20 protein-coding genes and 1 pseudogene are annotated in these 22,985 nt (G+C 48.3%); 10 read left to right on the top strand and 11 right to left on the bottom strand.

The annotated features are described in order from the left end of the window. Nucleotides 1-302 precede the first annotated feature (302 nt). Together G006_RS0100985 and G006_RS0100980 are read left to right on the top strand one after the other, a co-directional pair. The gene (locus G006_RS0100985) at nucleotides 303-1,832 is read left to right on the top strand and encodes a DUF4301 family protein (protein WP_020481287.1); all 1,530 of its coding nucleotides are present in this window, start codon (nucleotides 303-305) and stop codon (nucleotides 1,830-1,832) included. 17 nt (nucleotides 1,833-1,849) lie between these two features. Continuing rightward, nucleotides 1,850-2,095 (top strand): annotated as a pseudogene (locus G006_RS0100980) (UTP--glucose-1-phosphate uridylyltransferase); the annotation flags it as partial. Nucleotides 2,096-2,119: 24 nt separating this feature from the next. On the opposite strand, the gene G006_RS0100975 reads toward G006_RS0100980, so the two are convergent. The 4 genes from G006_RS0100975 to dksA are packed head-to-tail and all read right to left on the bottom strand — an operon-like array spanning nucleotide 2,120 to nucleotide 6,306. After that, nucleotides 2,120-3,010 carry a DMT family transporter gene (locus G006_RS0100975; RefSeq protein ID WP_235048805.1) on the bottom strand — a complete coding sequence of 297 codons (891 nt, stop codon included), beginning with the start codon at nucleotides 3,008-3,010 and terminating at the stop codon, nucleotides 2,120-2,122. Between the two features lies 1 nt (nucleotide 3,011). Further along, complete coding sequence (gene acs / locus G006_RS0100970) at nucleotides 3,012-4,952, bottom strand: acetate--CoA ligase (RefSeq protein ID WP_020481284.1); 1,941 nt, start codon at nucleotides 4,950-4,952, stop codon at nucleotides 3,012-3,014. Nucleotides 4,953-4,978: 26 nt separating this feature from the next. Continuing rightward, the gene (gluQRS, locus tag G006_RS0100965) at nucleotides 4,979-5,851 is read right to left on the bottom strand and encodes a tRNA glutamyl-Q(34) synthetase GluQRS (protein WP_235048866.1); all 873 of its coding nucleotides are present in this window, start codon (nucleotides 5,849-5,851) and stop codon (nucleotides 4,979-4,981) included. A gap of 23 nt (nucleotides 5,852-5,874) precedes the next feature. Then, nucleotides 5,875-6,306 (bottom strand): RNA polymerase-binding protein DksA, encoded by a 432-nt coding sequence (gene dksA / locus G006_RS0100960; protein WP_020481282.1) that lies wholly within the window; start codon nucleotides 6,304-6,306, stop codon nucleotides 5,875-5,877. Between the two features lie 110 nt (nucleotides 6,307-6,416). Between dksA and G006_RS0100955 the strand changes: the two genes are divergently transcribed. The 3 genes from G006_RS0100955 to G006_RS0100945 are packed head-to-tail and all read left to right on the top strand — an operon-like array spanning nucleotide 6,417 to nucleotide 8,638. Continuing rightward, nucleotides 6,417-7,580, top strand: a complete 1,164-nt coding sequence (locus tag G006_RS0100955; RefSeq protein ID WP_020481281.1) for a pyridoxal phosphate-dependent aminotransferase — start codon at nucleotides 6,417-6,419, stop codon at nucleotides 7,578-7,580. Continuing rightward, nucleotides 7,571-7,894 carry a rhodanese-like domain-containing protein gene (locus tag G006_RS0100950; protein ID WP_020481280.1) on the top strand — a complete coding sequence of 108 codons (324 nt, stop codon included), beginning with the start codon at nucleotides 7,571-7,573 and terminating at the stop codon, nucleotides 7,892-7,894. Before G006_RS0100955 ends, G006_RS0100950 begins: the two co-directional genes overlap by 10 nt. 15 nt (nucleotides 7,895-7,909) lie before the next feature. Beyond that, nucleotides 7,910-8,638, top strand: a complete 729-nt coding sequence (locus tag G006_RS0100945) for a DUF3581 domain-containing protein (protein WP_020481279.1) — start codon at nucleotides 7,910-7,912, stop codon at nucleotides 8,636-8,638. A gap of 96 nt (nucleotides 8,639-8,734) precedes the next feature. On the opposite strand, the gene moeA is transcribed toward G006_RS0100945, so the two are convergent. Both moeA and mobB read right to left on the bottom strand, forming a co-directional pair. Further along, nucleotides 8,735-9,991 (bottom strand): molybdopterin molybdotransferase MoeA, encoded by a 1,257-nt coding sequence (gene moeA, locus G006_RS0100940; protein WP_020481278.1) that lies wholly within the window; start codon nucleotides 9,989-9,991, stop codon nucleotides 8,735-8,737. Further along, nucleotides 9,984-10,508, bottom strand: a complete 525-nt coding sequence (mobB, locus tag G006_RS0100935; protein ID WP_020481277.1) for a molybdopterin-guanine dinucleotide biosynthesis protein B — start codon at nucleotides 10,506-10,508, stop codon at nucleotides 9,984-9,986. Before mobB ends, moeA begins: the two co-directional genes overlap by 8 nt. 77 nt (nucleotides 10,509-10,585) lie before the next feature. Here mobB and G006_RS0100930 point away from each other — a divergent pair, with 77 nt between their 5' ends. Then, nucleotides 10,586-11,077 (top strand): DnaJ domain-containing protein, encoded by a 492-nt coding sequence (locus tag G006_RS0100930; protein ID WP_026146754.1) that lies wholly within the window; start codon nucleotides 10,586-10,588, stop codon nucleotides 11,075-11,077. Nucleotides 11,078-11,563: 486 nt separating this feature from the next. Then, complete coding sequence (gene rpoS / locus G006_RS0100925; protein WP_020481275.1) at nucleotides 11,564-12,544, top strand: RNA polymerase sigma factor RpoS; 981 nt, start codon at nucleotides 11,564-11,566, stop codon at nucleotides 12,542-12,544. 79 nt (nucleotides 12,545-12,623) lie between these two features. Here the strand turns inward: rpoS and G006_RS0100920 are convergent, their stop codons facing one another. Both G006_RS0100920 and ppx read right to left on the bottom strand, forming a co-directional pair. Then, nucleotides 12,624-13,859 (bottom strand): hypothetical protein, encoded by a 1,236-nt coding sequence (locus tag G006_RS0100920; protein ID WP_020481274.1) that lies wholly within the window; start codon nucleotides 13,857-13,859, stop codon nucleotides 12,624-12,626. After that, the gene (ppx, locus tag G006_RS0100915) at nucleotides 13,853-15,355 is read right to left on the bottom strand and encodes an exopolyphosphatase (protein WP_020481273.1); all 1,503 of its coding nucleotides are present in this window, start codon (nucleotides 15,353-15,355) and stop codon (nucleotides 13,853-13,855) included. The genes G006_RS0100920 and ppx overlap by 7 nt, the downstream gene beginning before the upstream one ends. 118 nt (nucleotides 15,356-15,473) lie before the next feature. Here ppx and G006_RS0100910 point away from each other — a divergent pair, with 118 nt between their 5' ends. Together G006_RS0100910 and G006_RS0100905 are read left to right on the top strand one after the other, a co-directional pair. Beyond that, entirely contained in the window at nucleotides 15,474-16,379 is a 906-nt protein-coding gene (locus tag G006_RS0100910; RefSeq protein WP_020481272.1) for an ABC transporter ATP-binding protein, read from the top strand. Beyond that, the gene (locus G006_RS0100905) at nucleotides 16,376-17,140 is read left to right on the top strand and encodes an ABC transporter permease (RefSeq protein ID WP_020481271.1); all 765 of its coding nucleotides are present in this window, start codon (nucleotides 16,376-16,378) and stop codon (nucleotides 17,138-17,140) included. Before G006_RS0100910 ends, G006_RS0100905 begins: the two co-directional genes overlap by 4 nt. Before the next feature lie 4 nt (nucleotides 17,141-17,144). Here the strand turns inward: G006_RS0100905 and G006_RS0100900 are convergent, their stop codons facing one another. The 3 genes from G006_RS0100900 to fliK all read right to left on the bottom strand — a co-directional run bounded on the left by G006_RS0100900 (nucleotide 17,145) and on the right by fliK (nucleotide 20,604). Beyond that, on the bottom strand, nucleotides 17,145-17,879 hold the full coding sequence (locus tag G006_RS0100900; protein ID WP_020481270.1) for a helix-turn-helix domain-containing protein: 735 nt from the start codon (nucleotides 17,877-17,879) through the stop codon (nucleotides 17,145-17,147). A gap of 62 nt (nucleotides 17,880-17,941) precedes the next feature. Next, entirely contained in the window at nucleotides 17,942-18,946 is a 1,005-nt protein-coding gene (locus G006_RS0100895; protein ID WP_020481269.1) for a class 1 fructose-bisphosphatase, read from the bottom strand. Nucleotides 18,947-19,098: 152 nt separating this feature from the next. Further along, nucleotides 19,099-20,604 (bottom strand): flagellar hook-length control protein FliK, encoded by a 1,506-nt coding sequence (fliK, locus tag G006_RS0100890; RefSeq protein WP_020481268.1) that lies wholly within the window; start codon nucleotides 20,602-20,604, stop codon nucleotides 19,099-19,101. Nucleotides 20,605-20,892: 288 nt separating this feature from the next. Between fliK and G006_RS0100885 the strand changes: the two genes are divergently transcribed. Further along, nucleotides 20,893-22,827, top strand: coding sequence for a hypothetical protein (locus G006_RS0100885; RefSeq protein WP_020481267.1), 1,935 nt, complete (start codon nucleotides 20,893-20,895; stop codon nucleotides 22,825-22,827). Nucleotides 22,828-22,985 lie beyond the last annotated feature (158 nt).

Here is a 22,985-nt window from a genome sequence, read left to right as displayed (position 1 = left end):
ATTATGCCGAACGGTAACTCATATGGGAATCAATCGGATATCAGTGTTTTTCTAAAGTGGGGATGATTTTGGTAAAGACTACGTAGTCGGATATCACACCACAATCCCCACTGTGGGCAGATCAATGCCCTTTTTCGGCGGCAAGAAGCTTTCTATGATCATGGCGGGTATCAGCAGCATTGGGTTGCCGCTTTTTTCCCATCTGATGGTTTTTTCGAGGTGGCCAAATGTAGCCGTACTTTTGGCGTTTAATTAATTGTATAGATACATATAACAAAATTTACAACATCAAAAATTATAACATGATGCTATCAAACAACGATTTACAGCAAATTAGTGAAAAATGTATTTCAGAATCACAAATTGCTCATCAGCTTAAAAGTTTTGAAACTGGTTTCCCGTTTTTGAAAATTATTAATGCTGCATCACCAGGGCAGGGTATTACCATTGCTTCGGATGCACAAATTAATGATTTGTTGGAAACATGGGATGCTTATTTGAAAAGCAATGCTTCAATACTCAAATTTGTTCCGGCATCGGGTGCGGCCAGTCGTATGTTTAAAGATTTATATGAGTTTTTGGATGCCGATTATGCCGAACCAACAAAACCTGCTGAAATTAAATTTATTACTGAAATTAAAAACTTCGCTTTTTACGATGTTTTGAACGAATGTTGTTTGAAAAATAATAATAAAAGCATTGATGATTTGATCAAAAGTGGAGAGACGAAAGCTATTGTATCTAATTTATTAAACAGTAATGGCTTGAATTATGGTGCGTTGCCTAAAGGCTTGCTTTTATTTCACACGTATAACAATGAAAAACGCACTTCGCTACAGGAGCATTTGGTGGAAGGTGGATTGTATGCTTCTAATTCATCGAATGAAGTAAATATTCATTTCACAGTTTCAACTGAACACCGTCAACTGTTTGAAAATCATGTAAATGATACGCTTTCTGAATACGAAAATGTACTGGGCAAAAAATTCAACATCAGTTTCTCAGAACAAAAAACATCGACTGACACTATAGCTGTCGACGAACAAAATCAACCATTTCGCGAAAATGGAAAATTAGTTTTTCGCCCCGGAGGACATGGTGCTCTTATTGAAAATCTGAACGATTTAAATGCAGATGTTATTTTTATTAAAAATATCGATAATGTGGTTCCTGATGCACTTAAAAATCAAACAGTTAAATACAAGAAAGCTATTGCGGGTTTATTGATAAAACTTCAACAAAAAGCGTTTGAAAATCTTCAATTATTGGAGAAAGATAATATATCTATTTCAAGCTTACATGAAATTGCTCTGTTTTGCGAAAAGGAACTTAATAACATTCACCCTGAAATTAATAAATTGGATAAAAGTGAGTTAAAACAGTATCTGAAATCAAAACTAAATCGTCCAATTCGGGTTTGTGGTATGGTTAAAAATACCGGAGAGCCTGGTGGCGGTCCTTTTCTTACTGTAAATGCAGACGGAACCGTGTCTACTCAAATTCTCGAAAGTTCGCAAATTGATTTATCAAATCCGACAGAAAAAGCAAAAATGATGAATTCAACACATTTTAATCCTGTTGATTTGGTATGTGGAGTGAAGAACTATAAAGGCGAAAAATTTAATCTTTTACAATACGTTGATAAGCAAACCGGATTTATTTCATCGAAATCGAAGGGTGGCAAAGAATTGAAAGCTTTAGAGTTGCCCGGACTTTGGAATGGCGCCATGAGCGATTGGAATACAATTTTTGTTGAAGTTCCTATGGAAACATTCAATCCGGTAAAAACAGTGAACGATTTGCTTCGTCCTGAGCATCAGCAAATAAGATAATTTGTTTATAATTAAAGACAGCTGCTATTTTTGAAAAAATCGAAAACACCGGGAGCGGCGCAGGCGGTGAAATTCAGTTGACCGATGCGATTGCCGCATTGATGGAAGACGAAGAAGTGTTGTCTTACGAATTTGCAGGCAACCGTTACGACTGCGGATCAAAATTCGGTTTCTTGTTGGCTAACGTTGAGTACGGTTTGCTGCATCCGGAAATTAAAGCCGATTTCGCCGCGTATTTGCAGCAACGCGTCAGCAAAATTTAGTTCTCAGACGGCGCGGAATGGCGATTACCCGCCATTCCGTTGTTGCCGGCGATTGACGATTTCGTAAATCAACAGCGCGCACATAATCAGCGCGGTGCCCGCCATGGTTTTCAGCGTCAATGGCTCATGATTTACCGTGTAGCCAAGCAGCAACGACATGATCGGCGTCATCAGATTCATCATCGCGACGTTGGTGGCTTGCATATTGTTCAATATAAAATAATACAAAGCAAAACCCAAGGTTGTCGCAACGACGCCAAGATAGGCAATCGAATACAGGGTTTGCTCCGGAATGGTTTCAGGCAATTTGCCGTCATCCAGCCAATACCAAGTGCCGAAATACAATGGGACCGAGATTAACAATCCACCCGTGACTAATTGTAAAGCCGACAGGCGCGCGTCAATTTGTTTCACCCACACCGCACTGGCCGCGTGTATAAAGGTAGCAACCAGCACGCCGATCACGCCTTGTAGAGCCAGTTCATCCAATTCCAACGCCGAGCTGAACATCACCACTAATCCACCTACACCCAAACCATAAGCGAATAACTTGCCCCAACCCAGACTGCGTTCTTTCAGATAGGCGGCGGCCATGAAGGCGGTCATAAAAGGGCTTAAACCGAAAATCACCGAAATCCAGCCGGACGGTACGAATTGCGCCGACCAATAGGTAATCAGCATACTGCCGTAAAGCTGTACCGCCACCGCCAGGTAAGTCATCAAAGCGGGGCGGTTGAGCGGCAAACGCCGGCGCAACAGTAACAATAACAACAGCAGGCAGGCCAAGCCTGTGGTCATCCGTGCCATGGCGCCGAATACGTAACTGACGCCAATACTGCTCCATTTTATTGCCAGCGGTGTCGTGGTCCAGACCAACACTACGCCAAGGTATGCTAAGGCAAGTCGAATTTTCACCTTAAGGCAGTTTGAGACGGTTGGCGATCAATTGCTCGACCACCGAAGGATCAGCAAGCGTTGAGGTATCTCCGAGATCGTGGAATTCGTTGGCGGCGATTTTACGCAGGATGCGGCGCATGATTTTGCCGGAACGAGTCTTAGGTAGGCCAGGCGCCCATTGAATCAAGTCGGGCAGGGCGATGGCGCTGATTTCTTCGCGCACCAAGTCCTTCAATTCGCCTTTCAGGCTGCTGTTACCTTCAATGCCGACGTTTAAAGTCACATAAGCATAAATCCCCTGGCCTTTAATCGGATGCGGAAAACCCACCACGGCGGCTTCGGCCACTAAGTCGTGCAGTACCAGCGCGCTTTCGATTTCCGCGGTACCCAAACGGTGGCCGCAGACGTTCAACACGTCATCGATGCGACCGGTAATCCAGTAATAGCCGTCTTTGTCGCGGCGGGCACCGTCTCCGGCGAAGTAGTAACCGGGGAATTTGGCGAAATAGGTGTCGATAAAGCGCGCATGGTCGCCATAAACCGTGCGGGCCTGGCCAGGCCATGGGTAAGTTAGTACCAATACGCCTTCGGCTTCACCTTCCAAAACATTGCCATCCGGGTCGAGTATCGCCGGTTTTACCCCGAAAAACGGCAGCGTCGCCGAACCAGGTTTTAGCGGCGTCGCACCAGGCAACGGAGTGATGAGAATGCCACCGGTTTCGGTTTGCCACCATGTGTCCACTATCGGGCAACGTTGGTTGCCAACCACCTGGTAATACCATTCCCAAGCTTCCGGATTAATCGGTTCACCGACGCTGCCCAGAATGCGAAGCGAACTGCGGTTGGTGCGGGTGACAAAATCGTCGCCCTGCGCCATCAGTGCGCGGATTGCAGTTGGCGCAGTGTAAAAAATATTGACCTGATGTTTATCGATTACTTGCCAGAAGCGGTCGGGATGTGGATAAGTCGGTACGCCCTCGAACATCAAACTGGTGGCGCCATTACATAATGGGCCGTATAGCACGTAGGAATGGCCGGTGATCCAACCAATGTCGGCGGTGCACCAGTAAATGTCGCCTTCCTGGTAATCGAACACATATTTGTGGGTCATTGCCGCATACAGCAAATAACCGCCTGTAGTGTGCAGCACGCCTTTGGGTTGTCCGGTGGATCCGGAGGTGTATAGGATAAACAAGGGATCTTCGGCATCCATCATCACCGGCTCGCAGTCGGTTGAGGCGGTTTGCATGGCTTCGTGGTAGCAAATGTCGCGGCCTTCGGTCCAGGGAATGTCGTGGCCGGTATGCTTGATGACTATCACGGTATTTAAGTTTGGGCATTGATTGGCGGCTTTATCAACATTCAATTTCGAATGCACAATTTTGCCGCCACGATAGCTCTCGTCGGCGCAAATCAAAACCCGGCAATCGGCATCTATAACACGATCACGCAACGCATCGGCTGAAAAGCCGCCGAATACAATTGAATGCACCGCGCCGATCCGCGCGCAGGCCAAAATCACCACTGCGGCCTCGGCGATCATGGGTAGATAAATACAGACTCTGTCGCCTTTTTGCACACCGTTAGCTTTCAGAACATTGGCAAATTGGCAGACTTGCGCGTGCAGTTCGCGGTAGGTCAGTTTACGATCATGCGCCGGGTCGTCGCCTTCCCAAATAATCGCTACCTGGTCAGCGCGCTTTTCCAGGTGTCGGTCCAGGCAGTTGACGGTGACATTAAGTTTGCCGCCCAGAAACCACTTTATTTCGCCCTTGGGGTAGTCGTATTGCAGCACCTGCTGCCAAGGCTGATGCCAGTCCAAAAATTCGGCGGCCTGTTCAGCCCAAAAAGCTTCCGGTTCGGTTATCGATTGTTGGTAGAGACGCGGATAAGCAGCGCTATCGATATGGGCACTGGCGGCGATCTGCGGGTTAACCGGATAAATTTTTTGGTCTGACATAACGTAACCTCCTTCTTTGAACGTTATTAATTGTGTTGTAAGGCTGAGACGGTTTGGGTGTTCGTCAAGCGTTCGGTTTGCCAATGTTCGATGGCCCATTCCAGAATACTGTCGATTGCAGCCAGCCGCAAATCGGGCGGTGGATTTTGCTTGAGTAAGGTTAGCAGCAGAAACAAGGTTGGTCCGGCTTGATGTGAATTGACGGCTTCGGCGCGGGTTTGCTTACTTAGCTTATTGCCTCTGTGATCGACAATCAACGGAATATGCATGTATTGCAGTGATGGGTAACCTAGCAAATGCTGTAAATACAGCTGTTTGGCAGTCGAATCCAATAAATCGTAACCTCTTACCACCCGACTGACCTTTTGCCGATGGTCGTCGACGACGCAGGCCAATTGGTAAGCGATGATGCCATCCTTGCGCTTGACGATAAAGTCGCCGTGCTCGCTAGCCAGGTTTTGGCTGATTTCACCCTGCAAGTCATCAACAAAGCGTGTTGAAATATCCGCCGTTTTTACCCGCAGCGAATGTGGTGTATTAGTCAATTCTGTCTTGGCGCGGCAATAGCCCGGATAAATCAAAGGCGAATTCGCCAATAAACTGCGGCTACAGGTGCAAGGATATAGCTCATGCCGGTTTTGCAATTCGGCAACGGTTTGTTCGTATTGATCGAGATGTTGGCTTTGGTAATACACCTCGCCGTCCCAATGCAAACCAAAGCTTTGCAGGCAATTCAGGATTTCGTCGCTGGCTCCTGGCGTATTGCGCGGCGTATCGAGATCGTCGATGCGCAATAGCCATAGACCATTATGCTGACGGGCATCCAGATAGCTGGCGAGAGCGGTGTATAAAGAACCAAGATGAAGCGGGCCGGTAGGCGAGGGCGCAAACCGGCCGATATACGGTGCGGAATTGGGCAGAATTAACCCAATTGCTTTTCCCTGATTTCATCGAGCGTTTTGCAATCGATGCACAGGTTGGCGGTGGGACGTGCTTCCAGACGGCGAATGCCAATCTCGATACCGCAGGTTTCGCAATAGCCGTAATTGCCCGACTCAATTTCCTTCAAGGATTCGTCGATCTTCTTAATCAATTTGCGTTCACGGTCGCGGGTGCGCAGTTCCAGGCTGAACTCTGATTCCTGCGTGGCCCGGTCGTTCGGATCGGGAAAGTTGGCCGCTTCGTCCTGCATGTGGTGGACGGTACGATCCACTTCCATCATTAGTTCGGATTTCCATTTATTTAAGATGGCGGAAAAATGGCTCAACTGCGCCTCGTTCATGTACTCTTCGCCTTCTTTTTCCTCATAAGGCTTAAAAGTAAATTCCGATGCGGCAGGGTTTGTATTGTTCATCCAATGACTCCTGGCGGTCTATAAAAAAATCGGGGCTTTTTAACAGAATAGCCGGGGCCAAGCAAGAAGTTTGTTATGATGAAGACGCTTTTGACTAACGGAATTTGCACATGAAACACCACGTCGCCGAGCGAATGCGCGGCATCAGCTCATTTTATGTGATGGAATTATTACAGCGCGCCAAGCAGCTCGAACAGCAAGGTCGCGACATCATTCACATGGAAATCGGCGAACCGGATTTCGAGACACCCCCGGCAATATTGGCAGCTGGAAATGCCTTCATGCAGGGTAGAGAAGTCAAATATACCGCAGCAGCCGGATTGCCGGAATTGCGCCAAAGCATTGCCGATTATTACCAGGCGCAATACGGCGTAGATCTGGACCCAAAACGGGTTTTCATTACACCCGGCGCGTCCGGCGCGTTTTTGCTGGCGTTTGGGATTAGTTTAAATCCGGGCGAGCAAATCTTGATGGCTGATCCGTGTTATCCCTGTAACGACAACTTCGTACAGCTTTTCGACGGTAAAACTCGTTTTGTGAATGTAGGTGCCGAAACGGCGTATCAACTCAACGCCGAGTTGATACGCCAGCACTGGCAGCCGGCCAGCAAAGGCGTATTAATTGCTTCGCCGTCCAACCCTACCGGTACCATCATTGGCAACGATGCGCTGCGCGATGCGATTCAACAGACGCATGCCTTAGGGGGCTGCTTTTATTCGGACGAGATTTACCATGGTCTGGTTTACGGCGAAACAGTCAACAGCGCTTTGGAGTTCAGCGACGATGTATTTGTCATCAACAGTTTTTCCAAATTCTTTGGCATGACCGGTTGGCGTATCGGCTGGTTAATCGTGCCGGAAGATTTTATCGACGCCGTGGAAAAACTGGCGCAAAACATTTTTATTTCTACGCCTACCCACTCTCAATACGCTGCGTTGGCCTGTTTCAGCACTGAAAATATGGCCGAATTGTATCGACGCCGAGACGAATTTGAAAAGCGGCGGGATTTTCTTTACGACAACTTGTTAAGGTTGGGATTTAAAATAGCCTGTAAACCCCAAGGGGCGTTTTATATTTATGCCGATTGCAGTGCGTTTACCGACGACAGTTTTGAGTTTGCCAAACAGCTACTCGAACAAGAAGGCGTAGCGGTAACACCCGGCAAAGACTTTGGTCAATACTTGGCCAATCAACACATTCGATTTGCATATACCGCTTCAATCGATAGAATGGCCGCCGCGCTTCAGAGACTGGAAAGATTCATATGCCAATAAATCAATACACGCCACAACAGCTACAACAACATTTACAGGACGACCCATCGGTATTTTTACTGGACGTCAGGGAGCCCCACGAGTTTGCCTACGCCAAGATTGCCGGTAGCGTATTGATACCACTGCAGCAAATCCCCGCGCGCGTCGCCGAAGTGCCTGCAGACCGTGACGTGGTGGTGATTTGTCATCATGGTATGCGTAGCCAGCAAGCTTGCAATTTTTTGCAGCATTCCGGGCTGCAAAGGTTGTTCAATTTGAAGGGCGGCATCGACGCCTGGTCTCAGGTTTGCGATCCGTCCGTCCCACGTTACTAAATTATTAATTAAGCTATGTTTTTAAAAGAATACTATGACATTCAGGAGGGCAGTGTCGCTATCAGCGCCGCGCAGGCCAGCATGTTTGCCAAAGAAGTTGCCCATGACTTCAACCCCTTGCATGACGAAGACGCAAAACGTTTTTGCGTGCCGGGCGATTTATTATTCTCGCTAGTGTTGGACAAATACGGCCTTAGCCAGAATATGCACTTCATCTTTTCCGGGATGGTTGGTCACGGTGTATTGCTGAACTTTCCTGATGATGATGCCGAAAAAATCGATGTCACCGACAATCAAGGTAAAACCTATTTGCAGATCGAACGTTCCGGCGATGTGATTCGCGACCCTGCCTTAATCGAGGCGTTGATTCGCGATTATGTGGCTTTTTCCGGGCAGAACTTTCCGTATGTGTTGGTGCCTTTGTTGGCCAAAGAGCAAGTCATGTTCAATATAGACCGGCCTTTGGTGATTTATGAAAGCATGACCTTGAGCTTAAACCGGATGGACTTTCATGAGCCGCGGCTGGAAATGCTGGAACCGAAAATGGAAGTCAACGGCAAGCGCGCCACCGCTTATCTTTATTTCCAAATCAAATGCGGTGAAGACGTGGTTGGTTCCGGCTTTAAAAAGCTGGCGGTCAGCGGTTTGCGTGATTATGAAGCCGAACCGATGCAGGCGTTTGTAGACGAATATCTGGCCAGAAAACATGGTTATCTAGGGAATCTTGCGGAAGCAGCTGCGTAATCAGATATTCTGCCGTTCGTTTGCATGGACTGGCAGCCTGTTTGTGTTTCGAGTTTCCCTACCGGTGGGTCAAGAATACTCCGGTTAGTGAGAAGGCTAGTAAGCTGTCTGTAACGTCGAAGAGAAGGGCTCTACGGTCACCATTTCTCCAACATCTACACCTGTACTGTCGGCATCCAGCACAATAAAACAATTGGACTGACTGGCCACTTTCAGTTGATGGGAGTCTTGTTGGCCGGCGAGACGGACGGCTAATTCGCCGTCGTCCTGCTGGTACAGAATGCCACGTTGATATTCCTGCCGCCCGGGTGATTTTTTTAGCCTGCTGTCGCAACGAACACGTAAGCGCAATGCTTGCGTGGGTGGCGTGCCGGCGAGTTGTTCCAAGGCTGGTTTTACGAATTTCTCGTAAGTGACCAGGACGGCGACCGGATTGCCGGGTAAACCGAAAAACCAGCACTTGCCGATCTTGCCAAAAGCCAAGGGTTTACCGGGTTTGATCGCCAGTTTCCAGAAGTTCACCTGTCCGCATTTTTCCAGCGTTTGTTTGACAAAATCCGCATCACCAACCGACGCACCGCCGGTGGAAATGAGGACGTCATGTTGCTGGGCTGCGTTCTTGAAAGTTTGTTCGAGTTTCAGTTGATCGTCTGCGACGATGCCCAAGTCCGAGACCGTGTGATTAGGGTCGGATAGTAGCCCGGCTAATAGGTAGCGGTTGCTGTCATAGATTTGGCCGATAGCTAGCGGTTCTCCCAGTGGTACCAATTCGTCGCCAGTCGAGAAAAAGCCAATTCTAAGTTTGCGTTTCACGCTGATTTGTTCGACACCTGCCGCAGCCAGTAGGCTGAGGTCGCGAGCGGAGAGCTTTTTCGGTGCGGTAACTAACTCATCATGCTGTTTAACATCGCTACCAGCCGCGCGAATATTTTTATACGGTTGCCAGTCCTGGGGAAGTGATACAGTGTCTCCATTTAGTTCGGTTTGTTCTTGGGCGATAACGCTGTCCGCAAACTCAGGGACCACAGCCCCTGTAAATATTCTGACGCATTGGCCGGGCGACTGTAGCTCTGAAAATGGTTTTCCGGCCCAAGAGGTGCCGATTGCTTGTAGTTTAGCCTGCTGCCCCGCAACTATATCGCCAGCAGCAAACGCGTAACCATCCATTGCCGCCGTACGTTGCGGAGGGACATCGATGGGTGAGCTCACGCTATCGGCTAGTGTTCTACCAAGGGCCTGGGTCAACGCGATTAGCTCTTGTTCGGGGATCGCCTTGATGGCTTTGCGGATTTCCGATAGAGCCTGTTCGACGCTTAATAAATCGTGTTTGTTGGGGTAGCAGATGTTAGTCACGTTGGCGCTTCAAAAAGATTTCGATAACGAATTTGGCTATGGCTTGTGTATCGTTTAGATCAAGGCAAGGTAAGTCGGGTGGTGTTAATAGGGGTTGATCGCTTGCTATCGCGATAATCGACGGATCTTCAGGGTAAAGCAACGGTTTGCCTAGGTTCGGTCGGACGAGCTCTATTTTGGGATAGCGCTCATGTCTGAATCCTTCCACTAAAATCAAATCCAGGCCTGCATTGGGAAACAAAGCGAGTTGTTCAGTCAGCGAAATATCGGTATCTGCCGACAATTCGGTGATTATCGCCCGCCGGTATCGGGAGACCAGCATAACAGGGGTGGCACCCGCTTCACGCAGCCGAAAACTGTCCTTACCGGGTTGGTCCATCTCGAAGTCGTGATGACTGTGTTTAATAATACCGATTTGCAGATTATGTGCTTTCAGTATCGGGATAAGTTTTGTCAGTAAACTGGTTTTACCGGTGCCGCTGGTGGCCGCGAAGCCGAGGACTGATGGGCTGAACATGGACTTCTCTACATTTGTCGAACTGGCGGTATTCTAAGTTATTATGACGTTCGTCGGTTGAAGCGTTTGGAGTCTGGGTGATACGAATAGTGATATTGTTGGCATTGGTATTGGCAATTTTGATGCTATCGGGATTTATAAAGGTACCAGCCGAATTGCGCAGCAAGCGACTTAAACAACTAGCCTGGGTTGCGGTTGGGCTGATTTTGCTTGTACTGATGCTGAGTGGAAAACTTAGCGGTCTGTTGGCGATATTCGGCGTAATATTTGCGTTTCTATTACGCTCGATGCCTCTGATATTAAGATACGCGCCACAACTTCAGGGTATTTGGTTGCGATTCAAAGCAGGCAATCCGCAATATGGTAAGCCGGGTCATGGTTCATCTCGACAAGCGGGCATGACAACAACGGAGGCTTTTGAAGTTTTGGGGCTTATGCCTGGCGCAACGGAAGAAGAAATTATTCAGGCCCACCGTAAACTCATTTCGCGCTTTCATCCTGATCGAGGAGGGTCGGATTATTTGGCAGCCCAAATTAATCAAGCAAAAAAAACATTGCTGGGCCGTTGAAAAAAACACATCCAGAATATTCCTTTCAGAATTGTCTGTTTTTGCAGTTCTTTTGAATATATGTGATACGCATCACTTTCTTATTTTCATAATTTAGAAGTGGTTCGAATTTTAGTTTGATCTTGCTGATTTTACGCACCAAAAAGGCCTAAGAGGCTGCTGTGAATAAAAATCAAAAAAGAGATGTGGACCACAAAAATATCAGTAAATTCAATTTATAAGACAAATCTTTTAAAGTTATACTGGCACTCGCCGTTAAGGTTAGTGCCTTCGATTAGATCAGATCGGAAATACAAGAAGAGGCATGGTGTCGTTAAGATTGGCCTATTGACTTAAGTGGTTTTGACAGTGAGCAATTTCGGTTCCGTTGTTGGGTTTCAATCTTATCTGCATTTAAATAGTTTTAAGGGATTAATAGTTATCTGGCGAGACACGTACCCATAAAAATAAACGATTCAGCAAGCCAAAATACCTGGGAGATTAATCATGATGGAAGAAACGATAGATGTAATTAAAGATATGGATATTCCAGATTTCATTTCTTTTGATGATGTCGATGAAGAAGTTGTCGAAATCGATCCGAACGAAACGTTTAAGCTAGCCGAGATAGAAAGTAACGAATCGCAAAATGAGAGTACTTTCGATGCCACCCGAGCGTATCTGAATGAACTTAGTAAATCCCAGCTGCTAACTGCTGATGAAGAAAAAATCTACGGCAGACGTACTCAGCAGGGCGATCCAAAAGCCCGAAAAATTATGATCGAAAGCAATTTACGTCTGGTTGTCAAAATTTCCAGGCGCTATTTAAACCGCGGGCTCCCTTTACTCGATTTAATCGAAGAAGGTAATTTGGGGTTGATCCGAGCAGTTGAAAAATTCGACCCGGATCGAGGCTTCAGATTTTCAACCTACGCAACCTGGTGGATCAGGCAGACCATCGAACGCGCAATCATGAATCAGACTAGAACTATTCGTCTGCCGATTCATATTGTTAAGGAAATGAACATTTATTTGAAAGCGCAGCGGAATTTAGCGCAACAGCTTGATCACGAGCCGACTGTCGACGAGATAGCGCGGCATCTTGATAAACCCGCTAAAACCGTCAGTAAAATGCTGAAACTCAACGAGCGCGTCACATCCGTTGATGTGTCTTTCGGTAAGGATTTTGACAAACCCCTACTTGAGACAATTTCCGAAGAAGAAAGCCGTAATCCTGCTGAAATCTTACAAGACGACTTTATTCAACATAACGTCACCTACTGGGTCTATCAGCTTGCCGAAAAACAGCGCGAAGTCATTTGTCGCAGATATGGCCTTTGTGGATTCGAAAACGCAACTTTGGAACAGGTAGCCTTAGAATTGGGCGTAACTCGCGAAAGAGTCAGACAGATACAAATGGACGGCCTGAAGCGCCTCAAAGAAATTCTTGAAAGTAGCGGCTATTCGTTCGAATCGATTTTTAGCTAATAGTAAAATTTAACCGGCGGCAAACCAGAGTAGTGTGACTTTTTGTCAGATCTGGTTTGGGTGTCTTTTCTGAGGAGCCTCATAACCGATACAACGGCAAGCCTTTAATTCTGTCGTCGATTAGTTGGATCAGTTCGTTGTATGCAGAACTTCCTACAGAATGAAATTTGCTAACAAACGTTGCTTCGTCCATATGTTCCGGTAAGTCCTGCAATTCCGGGATAATAGAAGAATAATCTTTAGTGCTAGACATTATTCTTTGTAATTCTCTCGCTTTCTCGGTTGATGCTACTGCTATTTGACCAAATCTAGTCCCGGCTCGATCCGCTGTCAGATCAATGAAACTGAAGCCGCTGCCTTTTTGCGCATCTCCCAATTCTTTATCGATGCCAATTTGCTCGCCGAGTAATGAGGAATCAAGAATTGCCAATAGTGCCGAAGCAATAAAATGTTGAGGTATATCCACTCGCTTATAAGCAAATACAGGATATTCCTTGCTGTAGACCAAACCAAGCGGCAAATAGCGGCGTAAGTCCTGTTTATAGATGTAGCTGCCGACAGCAATGATGATCGCGCGATTTTCCTGAACGGCGTCCTCCGTCGGTGTTTCTTGATACGCCGTCAAAAATAAAGGTTGCAGTAAATCGGTTATAGACAAACGCCAGCTAGGATCATGTTGGCTGACAATTTCGTTGATTTGTTGTTGATAGTGATGCAGGTTTGGGTAATCCCGGTGTTTTTGGATAGCCAATTGCTTCGCCGCGTCGACGATGGACCCTAGATAACTAATTTCCAAAGCTTGCGGACTTATACGGACTTTCTTGACGTATTGACTCAATAATTGCCAATGCTGCTCTAGCGGCGTGTTATGCACGATAGCGGGAATTAGGAGGTTAGCAGCTGGATCGGGAATGGAAATTTCGCCAATTTTCAACGACTTGATAACAATGGCATCATCTTGTTCTCGTAAGTTAAAACTAAAGTCCAGATATCTACCCCAGGGGCTTTTGGGAACAAATATCGCTATCTGAATCATTAATCTGTCATCTGCAATCTGAATTTGCGTCGTATTTTCCGCAAAATGGTTTAGCAGATAACTTACCGCAATATTCAAGTCCTTCTGGTCAAGACTAACTGTTTTAATTTGGCCTCTTTCCTCCGGTGTCACATGCAATAACTGCTTCGCGCGCTGTATGTCTTCGCGGTTCAAACCCTGATGGATTTTTATCAACGGCGTATCGTCGATTGCGAAAAACAGTAAGCCTACGAACAATATTCCCAGTGAAAGTAGGATATACAGCAGGAATTTCAGCATTGATCGAAGATCAGATTAAAACGCGCCTCCTTGAGGTAGTACATTTCTTGTTTGAGATCGGCATGTGTCAGAGGCGCTTGTTCCAGCCAATTTTCCGGAAAATCAATTTTTATATCGTGGCGATTAATGGTGATGCTAAAGTCCGGACGTTTGCTATTACGGTTGCGGTGCAGCAAAGCAGCCAGCCGAAATACGACTGCCATGATCGGCGCATGTTGCCGCCAAGGAAATGGCAAATCCTCAAAACGGCTTAAATTAAGCTTTTTGCGGTGACTGCGCACCAGCTTGGACAGCAACAGCTGATCTTGTTTGGAAAAACCCGCCAAATCGCCATTTTCGATAATATAGGCGCTGTGCTTGTGATACTGACTGTGGGCGATCTCAAAGCCGATTTCATGGAGTTCCGCAGCCCATTCTAAAAACTGTAAACTGGCGGGATTGTCGTTAAAGCAAGGGTGATTGTCTAATTGCTGAACGATGTAACGTAGGGTTTCTTTGAGCTGTTGACTGTGTGAAGTGTCGGTGTGGTAACGCGCGGCAATGGTTTGACTGGTCTGCGAACGAACGTCATCGTTGTAAATTCTGCCCAGTAGATCCTGTACCAGACCTTCGCGCAATGCGCCATCCGAAACCGTCATTTGCTGAATATTCAAGGTCTTGAACGTCGCATAAACAATAGCGACCGCGCCGATAAATACTGGCCGCCGCTCGATACTCAAGGCCGGAAAGCTGATTTCGTCGATTCGATTAAGTTTCAAGAGATGTGCTACCAACTGTTCCAACCCTTCATTGGTGATGCCGTTATTACTCCACCCCATGGTTTGCAGCACGTTGCTGATGGCTTTCAGGCTGCCGGAAGCGCCGATGGCTTCCTCCCAGTTTTTGGAATTGAACGCGTTTTGAAAGGGTTCGAGATGTTGCTCGGCAAACAGCATCGCCTTGCGAAAGGCCTTTTTGGTCAGTTCGCCGTTTTTGAAAAAATTCTGGCTGACGGTGACGCAGCCCATGTTCAGGCTTTCTTTGGTGTGGGCAATATCATCACGGCCAATAATATACTCTGTGCTACTGCCGCCGATGTCCATCACAAAACGGTTGTTGGCATTGCTGCCCAGACTGTGGGCTACGCCTTGGTAGATTAACCGCGCTTCTTCGATACCCGAAATGATATGAATCGGATGCCCCAGGGCTTTTTCGGCCTTGTTGATGAATTGTTGCGAGTTTCTGGCGATGCGTAGCGTGTTGGTGCCAACTATTGCGACGCTGTTGGGTGCGAAATCCCGGATGCGCTGACCGAAGCGTTCCAGGCAGGCTAGGGCGCGCTCTTGCGTGATCTGGTCGAGATTTTTATGTTGATCCAGTCCCGCAGCCAGACGCACCATTTCTTTCAAGCGGTCGATGGTTTGCAATTTGCCGTTATGCAAGCTGCATATGATCATGTGAAAACTGTTGGAACCCAGATCGACGGCAGCAACACTGGTCGGTATTTGATGTGGCAAGAGTCTATTCCTGTTCAGGCTGCTGAGGGTTGGCGAATTCTGATAGAATCGGAAAGCTTTATTGATGCATTTTTAAAGATCGCGTCAATTCCTTTGCCCGAGATTATAACATTAGAGCATGACGGCTTTATCCATCCAAAACCTAAAAAAGACCTACAACAATGGCTTTGTAGCCTTGAAAGGCGTGGATCTCGATGTCCAGCGCGGCGACTTTTTCGCGTTGTTGGGTCCCAATGGCGCCGGCAAATCGACCTTGATCGGCATCATCAGTTCGCTGGTCAACAAATCCAGCGGATCGGTCAGCATCTTCGGTCACGACTTGGATAAAGACAATGTCGCCGCCAAAACCTGCATTGGCGTGGTACCGCAGGAAGTGAACTTCAATCAATTCGAAACCAGCATGAGCGTGGTGATGAACCAGGCCGGTTATTACGGCATTCCGCGCAAGCAAGCCTTGCAGCGCACCGAACAATGCTTGCGGCAAATGGAGCTGTGGGATAAGCGCGATGTGGTTTCTCGACGCTTGTCCGGCGGCATGAAGCGGCGGTTGATGATAGCCAGAGCAATGGTGCATTCGCCGCGCTTGTTAATATTGGACGAACCCACCGCCGGCGTAGACATCGAAATCCGCCGCTCGATGTGGGAGATGATGCAGGACGTCAACAAACAAGGCACCACCATCATTTTGACCACCCATTATCTGGAAGAAGCCGAAAGCCTATGCCGGAATATCGCCATCATCAATAACGGACAAATCATCGAGAAATCGGCGATGAGCAGTTTGTTGAGCCGCTTGCATACCGATCATTTTGTATTGGATATATCTCGCCCATTAACTCAAGCACCGGCAATCGATGGCTGTGAAATTGTGTTGAGCGCCGATACCGTATTGGATGTGGCGGTGCCGAAAAGCCACGGTCTAAACCGTTTATTTCAGGCCCTATCTGAGCAACATATCGAGGTCCTGAGCCTGCGCAACAAGTCTAATCGTCTGGAACAATTATTTTTGGATTTGGTGCAATGAACTACTCGGTCGCTTTTTTTACGATTTTATTCAAAGAAATCCGCCGTTTCACCCGGATTTGGCCGCAAACGCTATTGCCACCGGCCATTACCACGGCGCTGTATTTCCTTATCTTCGGCAAGTTGATCGGTGACCGCATAGGCTTGGTACATGGCGTCAGCTATATGGACTACATTGTGCCCGGCATTATTCTGATGTCGGTGATCAGCCATTCGTACTCCAATGTGGTGTCCTCGTTTTATTCCACCAAATTCCAGCGCCATATCGAAGAGCTTTTGGTGGCGCCGGTGCCGAATTATGTGATTTTGGCCGGTTACGTCTGCGGTGGCATCGCGCGCGGGGTGTTGGTCGGCGTGGTGGTCGCGGGTATTTCGATGATGTTTACCCACACCACAATTCTGCATTGGGACATTGCCGCCGCAGTGTTTGTACTGACGGCGACCTTGTTCGCACTGGCCGGTTTCATCAACGCGGTGTTTGCCGATAGCTTTGATGATATTTCCATCATTCCGAACTTTGTCTTGACGCCCTTGAGTTATCTGGGCGGCGTGTTCTATTCGGTAGCGATGTTGCCGGGAATCTGGCAAAAAATCGCCCAAGCCAATCCGATTTTATATATGATCAACGCCTTTCGTTACGGCATGATCGGGGTCAGTGATGTAGAGATTGAACTGGCTTTCGCGATGACGGGCGGCTTTATCGTGTTTTTAACCGCACTAAGCTTGTTGCTGTTGCATAAAGGTATCGGTATTAAAAATTAGTAGCTTATTCCAACGGTACTAACATATTGCGCAAGGCGGCAAGATCTTTGATCGCAATAAAGCGGTTTTGCACCACAATTAAATTGTCGTCCTGAAATTTTTTCAGCAGCCTGCTCACCGTTTCCAAAGCCAGACCCAAATGATTGCCGATTTCCTGGCGGGTTAGCGACAGCTTGAATTCCGACGACGAAAATCCGCGCCGTTTCAACCTTTCGGATAAGCTGATCAAAAAGTAAGCCAAGCGCTCTTCGGCCGGCCGTTTGCTCAATACCAGCTGGTTTTTATCCTCCAGCATTTTCTCGCCGGTATGCCGAAACAATTCGCGCGTCAGGCTGGGCATATTCTTGAACAAGTCTTCCATATTGTCAGCCGGCAGGATGCAGAAACTCATGGTTTCCAAAGCAATAGCCGCGCAGCCGTGCTTTTCGGCGGAAAGACCGTCGAAGCCCAGTAATTCGCCGGGCAACAGAATATTCAATATGTGCTCGTTGCCATGGCTATCGTTAGCCACCAGCTTAGCGCTACCGGACTTTATCGCCAGAATGCCGCGGAAATTATCGCCTTCGCGGTAGATAAAATCGCCGCGCTGCAAAGTTTTGCGGGCCTTGACGACTTGGCTGATGTTATTGATTTCGGCTTGCGACAGGCCGCGCGGTAAACAAATATTATCCAGACTGCAATTAACGCAACTGACTTGATTTTTAAGCGGCTCAGTGGCTTGGGGTTTCGATGAAAGCATAGTTTTGGGCTTGATAGTTTGCCGCTTCGTCAGGAAACGGCGAGTTTGCGACGGTTTGTTGGTTAATCCTGCTGGTGATAAGCAACTATGCGTTCTACTTCGGATTTGGAACCCAAAATCAATGGAACCCGTTGATGAATACTGCTGGGTTTCAAGTCCAAAATCCGTTCACGGCCGGTCGAACATAGTCCACCGGCTTGTTCGATAATGAATGCCATCGGGTTGGCTTCATACATCAGCCGTAGTTTGCCAGGCTTGGACGGATCGCGTAAATCGTGCGGATACAGGAATACGCCGCCGCGCGTGAGGATGCGATAGACTTCAGCCACCAGCGAAGCCACCCAACGCATATTGAAATCTTTGCCGCGCGGCCCGTCCACACCCGCGACGCATTCGTCAATATAACGCTTCACCGGCGGCTCCCAGAAACGTTGGTTGGACATGTTGATGGCAAACTCGCTGCTTTCCTCGGGAATTTTCATATTGCAATGGGTCAGAATGAACTCGCCGATATCCTGATCCAGCGTAAAAGCATTCACCCCGTTGCCTGTGGTTAGCACCAACATGGTGGATGGGCCATACAACACAAAACCGGCGCAGACTTGCTCGGTGCCTTTGCGCAAAAAATCCTCGGTTTCCGGTTCGACGCCTTCCCGGCAGCGCAGAATCGAAAAAATCGTACCCACAGTCAGATTAATATCGATATTAGACGAGCCATCCAGTGGATCAAACAACACCAGATATTTGCCCTTTGGATATTGTTTTGGGATTTTGATCGGGTCGTTGATTTCCTCCGATGCCATACCGCCCAGCGAACCACTCCAGTCCAAAGCTTTGACCATGATGTCGTTGGTAATAATATCCAACTTTTTTTGTACTTCGCCCTGCACGTTTTCCGATTCCGCACTGCCCAACACCCCAATCAGGGCGCCGCAATTGACCCGGTGAGAGATCTGTTTGCACGCAGTCACGATGTTATTCAGCAGCAGCGTGAACGTACCGGAAGCGTCCGGTAACCCGCGTTGCTGCTCGATGATGAACTGGGTCAGGGTAACTTGGTGGGACATGCGTTAATTCTCCATAGCGTCGGCTAGCGTAAGAAGTTGTTTCGGCAACCACGGCAGCGTAATCCCTGGTTGGGCGAATAAATTGTTGTGGTTAAATTGTTAGCCTGTTCGCGGCAGATTTGTGTATCCAATTGCTGTATTCCGTCCCGGTATCAGACTTTTTCGCTCAATAGACTTTGCGGCGGGAGCGTTTGCGGATTGGTTTGCGAGGGTTTCCCTTGTTGAACATCCATAAATCCGGGTTTTAATCCTTTTTGTTCGAACTGTTGTCTTAAATAGTCCAGACGTGCATTAATTTTATCCACGGTGCTGGTGGACTCGCTCCAGAAACGGGTATTAATAGTGCCGTCGTAACAGGAGACCTTGCAATGTATTGTAGCAAGTTCGGGAGGGGTAATGGTAATGCTCACTACCCAGTTCTTTTGGCCGTTCTCGCTGTTGGCTTGTTTGTCTTGTTCCACCATCAGTTGCAGCGTTTCCGGTTCGGCTTTATTAAAGAACGGTAACTCCAATATCCAGACCTGTTTGGGCGAATCGTCCCTGGGCAACGAATTGAGTTGATCCAAGGTCAATTTGGCCAGATTGCCCTGGGCTTTTTGCAAGGTTTCTTTCAGTAATTCGCTTGCAGTTTGTTGAGCCGAACTGTCGTCCTTAGGCACCGCCAGTTCCAAGCCTAGCTGTGCAATCAGCTTGCTCAGTTTTAATTTAAAGTCGTCTTGCAACATTTGCGATTGCGGATTTGCCTCCGCGTCGACTAAATTGCGCTCCATAAACAAACCGGACTGGGCGATGGCTTGCTTGAGGGTGGCCGGTTCGAACAACTTTGTTTTGTCCGGAACATGCTGCAATATTTCGCGGGCCAGTTGCTTGAGTAATTCGCCTACGGTTTTATCGCTTTCGGCAGGCTGTATCAAAGGCGCCAGATGCTCCAGCAATTGCTGTGACGGCACTTGAATGGGCAGTAACTGTTTAAACACCGTCGCGATGTGTTCGTCAATAGAAGGCGTAGGCAAAGACGCGCTAAGTACTGGGGTCTCGCCACTCTTCAGCATTTGCAAATCAACGCGACTGCCGACGGTTAGCGCGGATTTGGCCAGCGGATCGGTCCATTGCAACTGTTTGTTATCCAGCACTACTCGGTTTTCGCCGCCAGGCAACGCTGTGCTTTGGGTTTGCTTGGCATCACTCTGCGTTGGCGTCAGTTGCACCGTTAGCGTATGTTTGCCGATATTCAAAATCTGCGCCTGTACATGGTCACCGGGGTTTAATGTCGCCAGCGGATTGCTGAGTAGAGGTGGTGTTGCAGTCGCTGGAGTGGTCGGGGAGGGCAGTAATTTAAATAGTTGTGCTTCGGGCGCCGCTAAGCTAGACGTATTCGGCGCTTGCGATAGTGGCGGAGCGATAATTTTTAGCTCAGGGGTCGGTAAAAGTTTCACCACTTGCAACTGCAAGGTCTGGCCGGGTTGCAAAGCCAATGCCTGTTGGCTCTGCAAAGTCATGGTTTTATCGGCAACGCTGACCGTCAAGGTATTCAGCATGACTTGATTGGTGATGATTTTGGCGTCCAGCACTTGATTCAGTTTTAGCTCTGAAATCGAAGCGCTCGATTTGCTCAAAGCCATGACCAGTTTGGCATCTAAAGGCAGCTTTATATCCATGACATTCTCACCTCGCCATAATCGGGATTTACGCGTTGAAACTAGATTACTACAAAAACTTGCCTAGGCGCGTAACAGCTACTGGGCAGGTTTTGGCTGAGAGCGCCGGTTAGTCACTTAGCAAAACCCTACGTTAGTCATTCATCCCCCAAGCGGGCGGTGAGTTAATTGCTTGAGGAACAGTAAATCATCAAGCCAAAACCGTTAAATACCTTATTTATAAAGGGCTTGACAATATCCTTGTGCTGGCTCTAGGCTCAGTTGACATTCAACTGGGGAGAGCGAGCCATGAAATTGCTGCAATTGGGTTTTATCTGTACGGTTTTTTGGATTAATACCGCGCTGGCGGTTAGCGTGACGCAACGCGCAGGCAATAATTTTCGTACCGCGGCCAACAATCAAGAATTCACACTTAATAAAGCTAACGTGAATTCCGAGCAATTCGGCCTGCTGCGTACTTACGATTTCAATGCCAAAGTCGAAACCCAGCCCTTGGTAATCGAAAATGGTGCCGGTGCCGACGATTTGGTGATTGTCACCACCATGAAAAACGAAGTGATCGGCATCAACGCCCGCACCAACGACACAGTCTATAAAGTTAAACTCGGCCCCGAGATCAGCTCGCAAGACATGGACATGTGGAAGCACACGCCCACCTGGGGTATTTCCGCCACGCCGATTGTCGATCCTGCCAGCAACACACTGTTTGTCGCTTCCTGGCAAAAGAAGAACAACGACAACCGGTTCCGCGATTACTGGGTGTATGCCTTAAATCCGCTAAACGGCAGTCAAAAAAGTAAACCGGTGCGTATCTTCGGTAAGTCGCAGGAAGGCAACGGCTGCTGGTTTAACGACGCCGGCGCTACGTATCGGCAAAACAATCAAACCAAGCAATACGTTTATCCCAAACTGCGCGCCGGACTGGCGTTGACGGCTAACAATGGCTTGGTCATGGCATTTGCCGCCAACGGCGAATCGCTGATGGGCGGCCGGAAAAACCCGCATGGTTTCGTGGTGGCTTACGACACCAGGGCCTTGCTCGGCCAAGCCGGATTTTCCAAACAAGCGGCGATATTTTGCGCCACCTCATTCAACTCCTGGGGCGCCGGCATCTGGCATGCCGGCGGTGCGCCCGTCACTGAAGACGACATGATTTATGTCGCAACATCCAACGGCACTTCAAATAACGGCGATGTCGATCTAGCCGAGAGCATGATCAAACTCCGTTTTAAACCTAGTGTCGGCGGCTCTCGGCCTGAGTTGGAAAAGGTGGATTTTTACAAAGCGTTTTTGGATGAGCGCGTTCCCGCTGATAAGTGTCTCTGGGGCGACAATAACTCTGAAGTTTCTTGCGGCAGGGCAGAAGCCCATGCTGCTGGCGCCGACTGGGATTTCGGCGCGGCCGGGCCGATGCTAGTACCGGGTTCAAGGCTGCTATTGCAGGGCACCAAGGACGGCATCATTTACTCCTTGGATAAACTTAATTTGGGCCGGAACGACCGCTTTAATCAATTGATGTCCAAACCGCCATTAGTGGCAACCTACTTTGCGGGCGGCGTTCAGGAAAACTGGGACCGGGCCCAGCATCTGAATCGTAGCCTACCGTGCCCGGCATCCGGGCATAGTGATCACGGCTGGTTCGTGCCATGCGGCGACCCGGAAAACAACAAAATGCATCACATCCACTCGCTGGCCTTGGCGCAGCGCGATCAGAGCGGAGGCATCGTCTATGTCTGGGGTGAAAACTCGCGTTTGAAAACCTATAATTTTTCCACCGTGGACGGTAATTTACCAAGCTTCCGCGCCGAAGCTGAGGACCTGGCCTCGGTGGGCGTCGAATCGCCCGGCGGCATGCCCGGCGGTCTGTTGATGGTCTCCGGCAAGCCCTCCGCAAGCACTAATTTTGCACCCGCCATCGATTTTGATTCGGCTATCGTCTGGGCGGTATTTTCGAAATTCGGCGACGCCAATAAGGAATTTGCCGAAGGTCAGCTGATAGCGTACGACGCGACCACGATAGAGCCGGGTAACAAGTTGAAACGCTTATTTCGCACCGGTGACGACAATAACGGCGGCTTGGGTAAGATGTCGCGGATGATTCCGCCGGTGGTGGCGAATGGCCGGGTGTATGTGATGATTTATCGGGTCGGTACCTCAGACTGCACCGCGCCGGACAATCAATTACCGGTTTGCAGTCAGTTGAAGGTATACGGCTTGAAATAGTCGGGAAACCCGGCGATTTGCAAGCAATCCCAAGAAAATTTCCGCATCATTGCTGCTCGGAACTGAATCGCCGGCCTTATTTTCGCCGGCGTTTTAGCGCCGAGCCGCAACTACCGAGCAATTTATCGAAACGGCCTTTTACGCCGCCGCTCGACAAA

It is taken from the genome of Methylomonas sp. MK1, from assembly GCF_000365425.1.
Classification (GTDB): Bacteria; Pseudomonadota; Gammaproteobacteria; order Methylococcales; family Methylomonadaceae; genus Methylomonas.
This window is presented reverse-complemented; position numbering and strand designations above follow the sequence as displayed.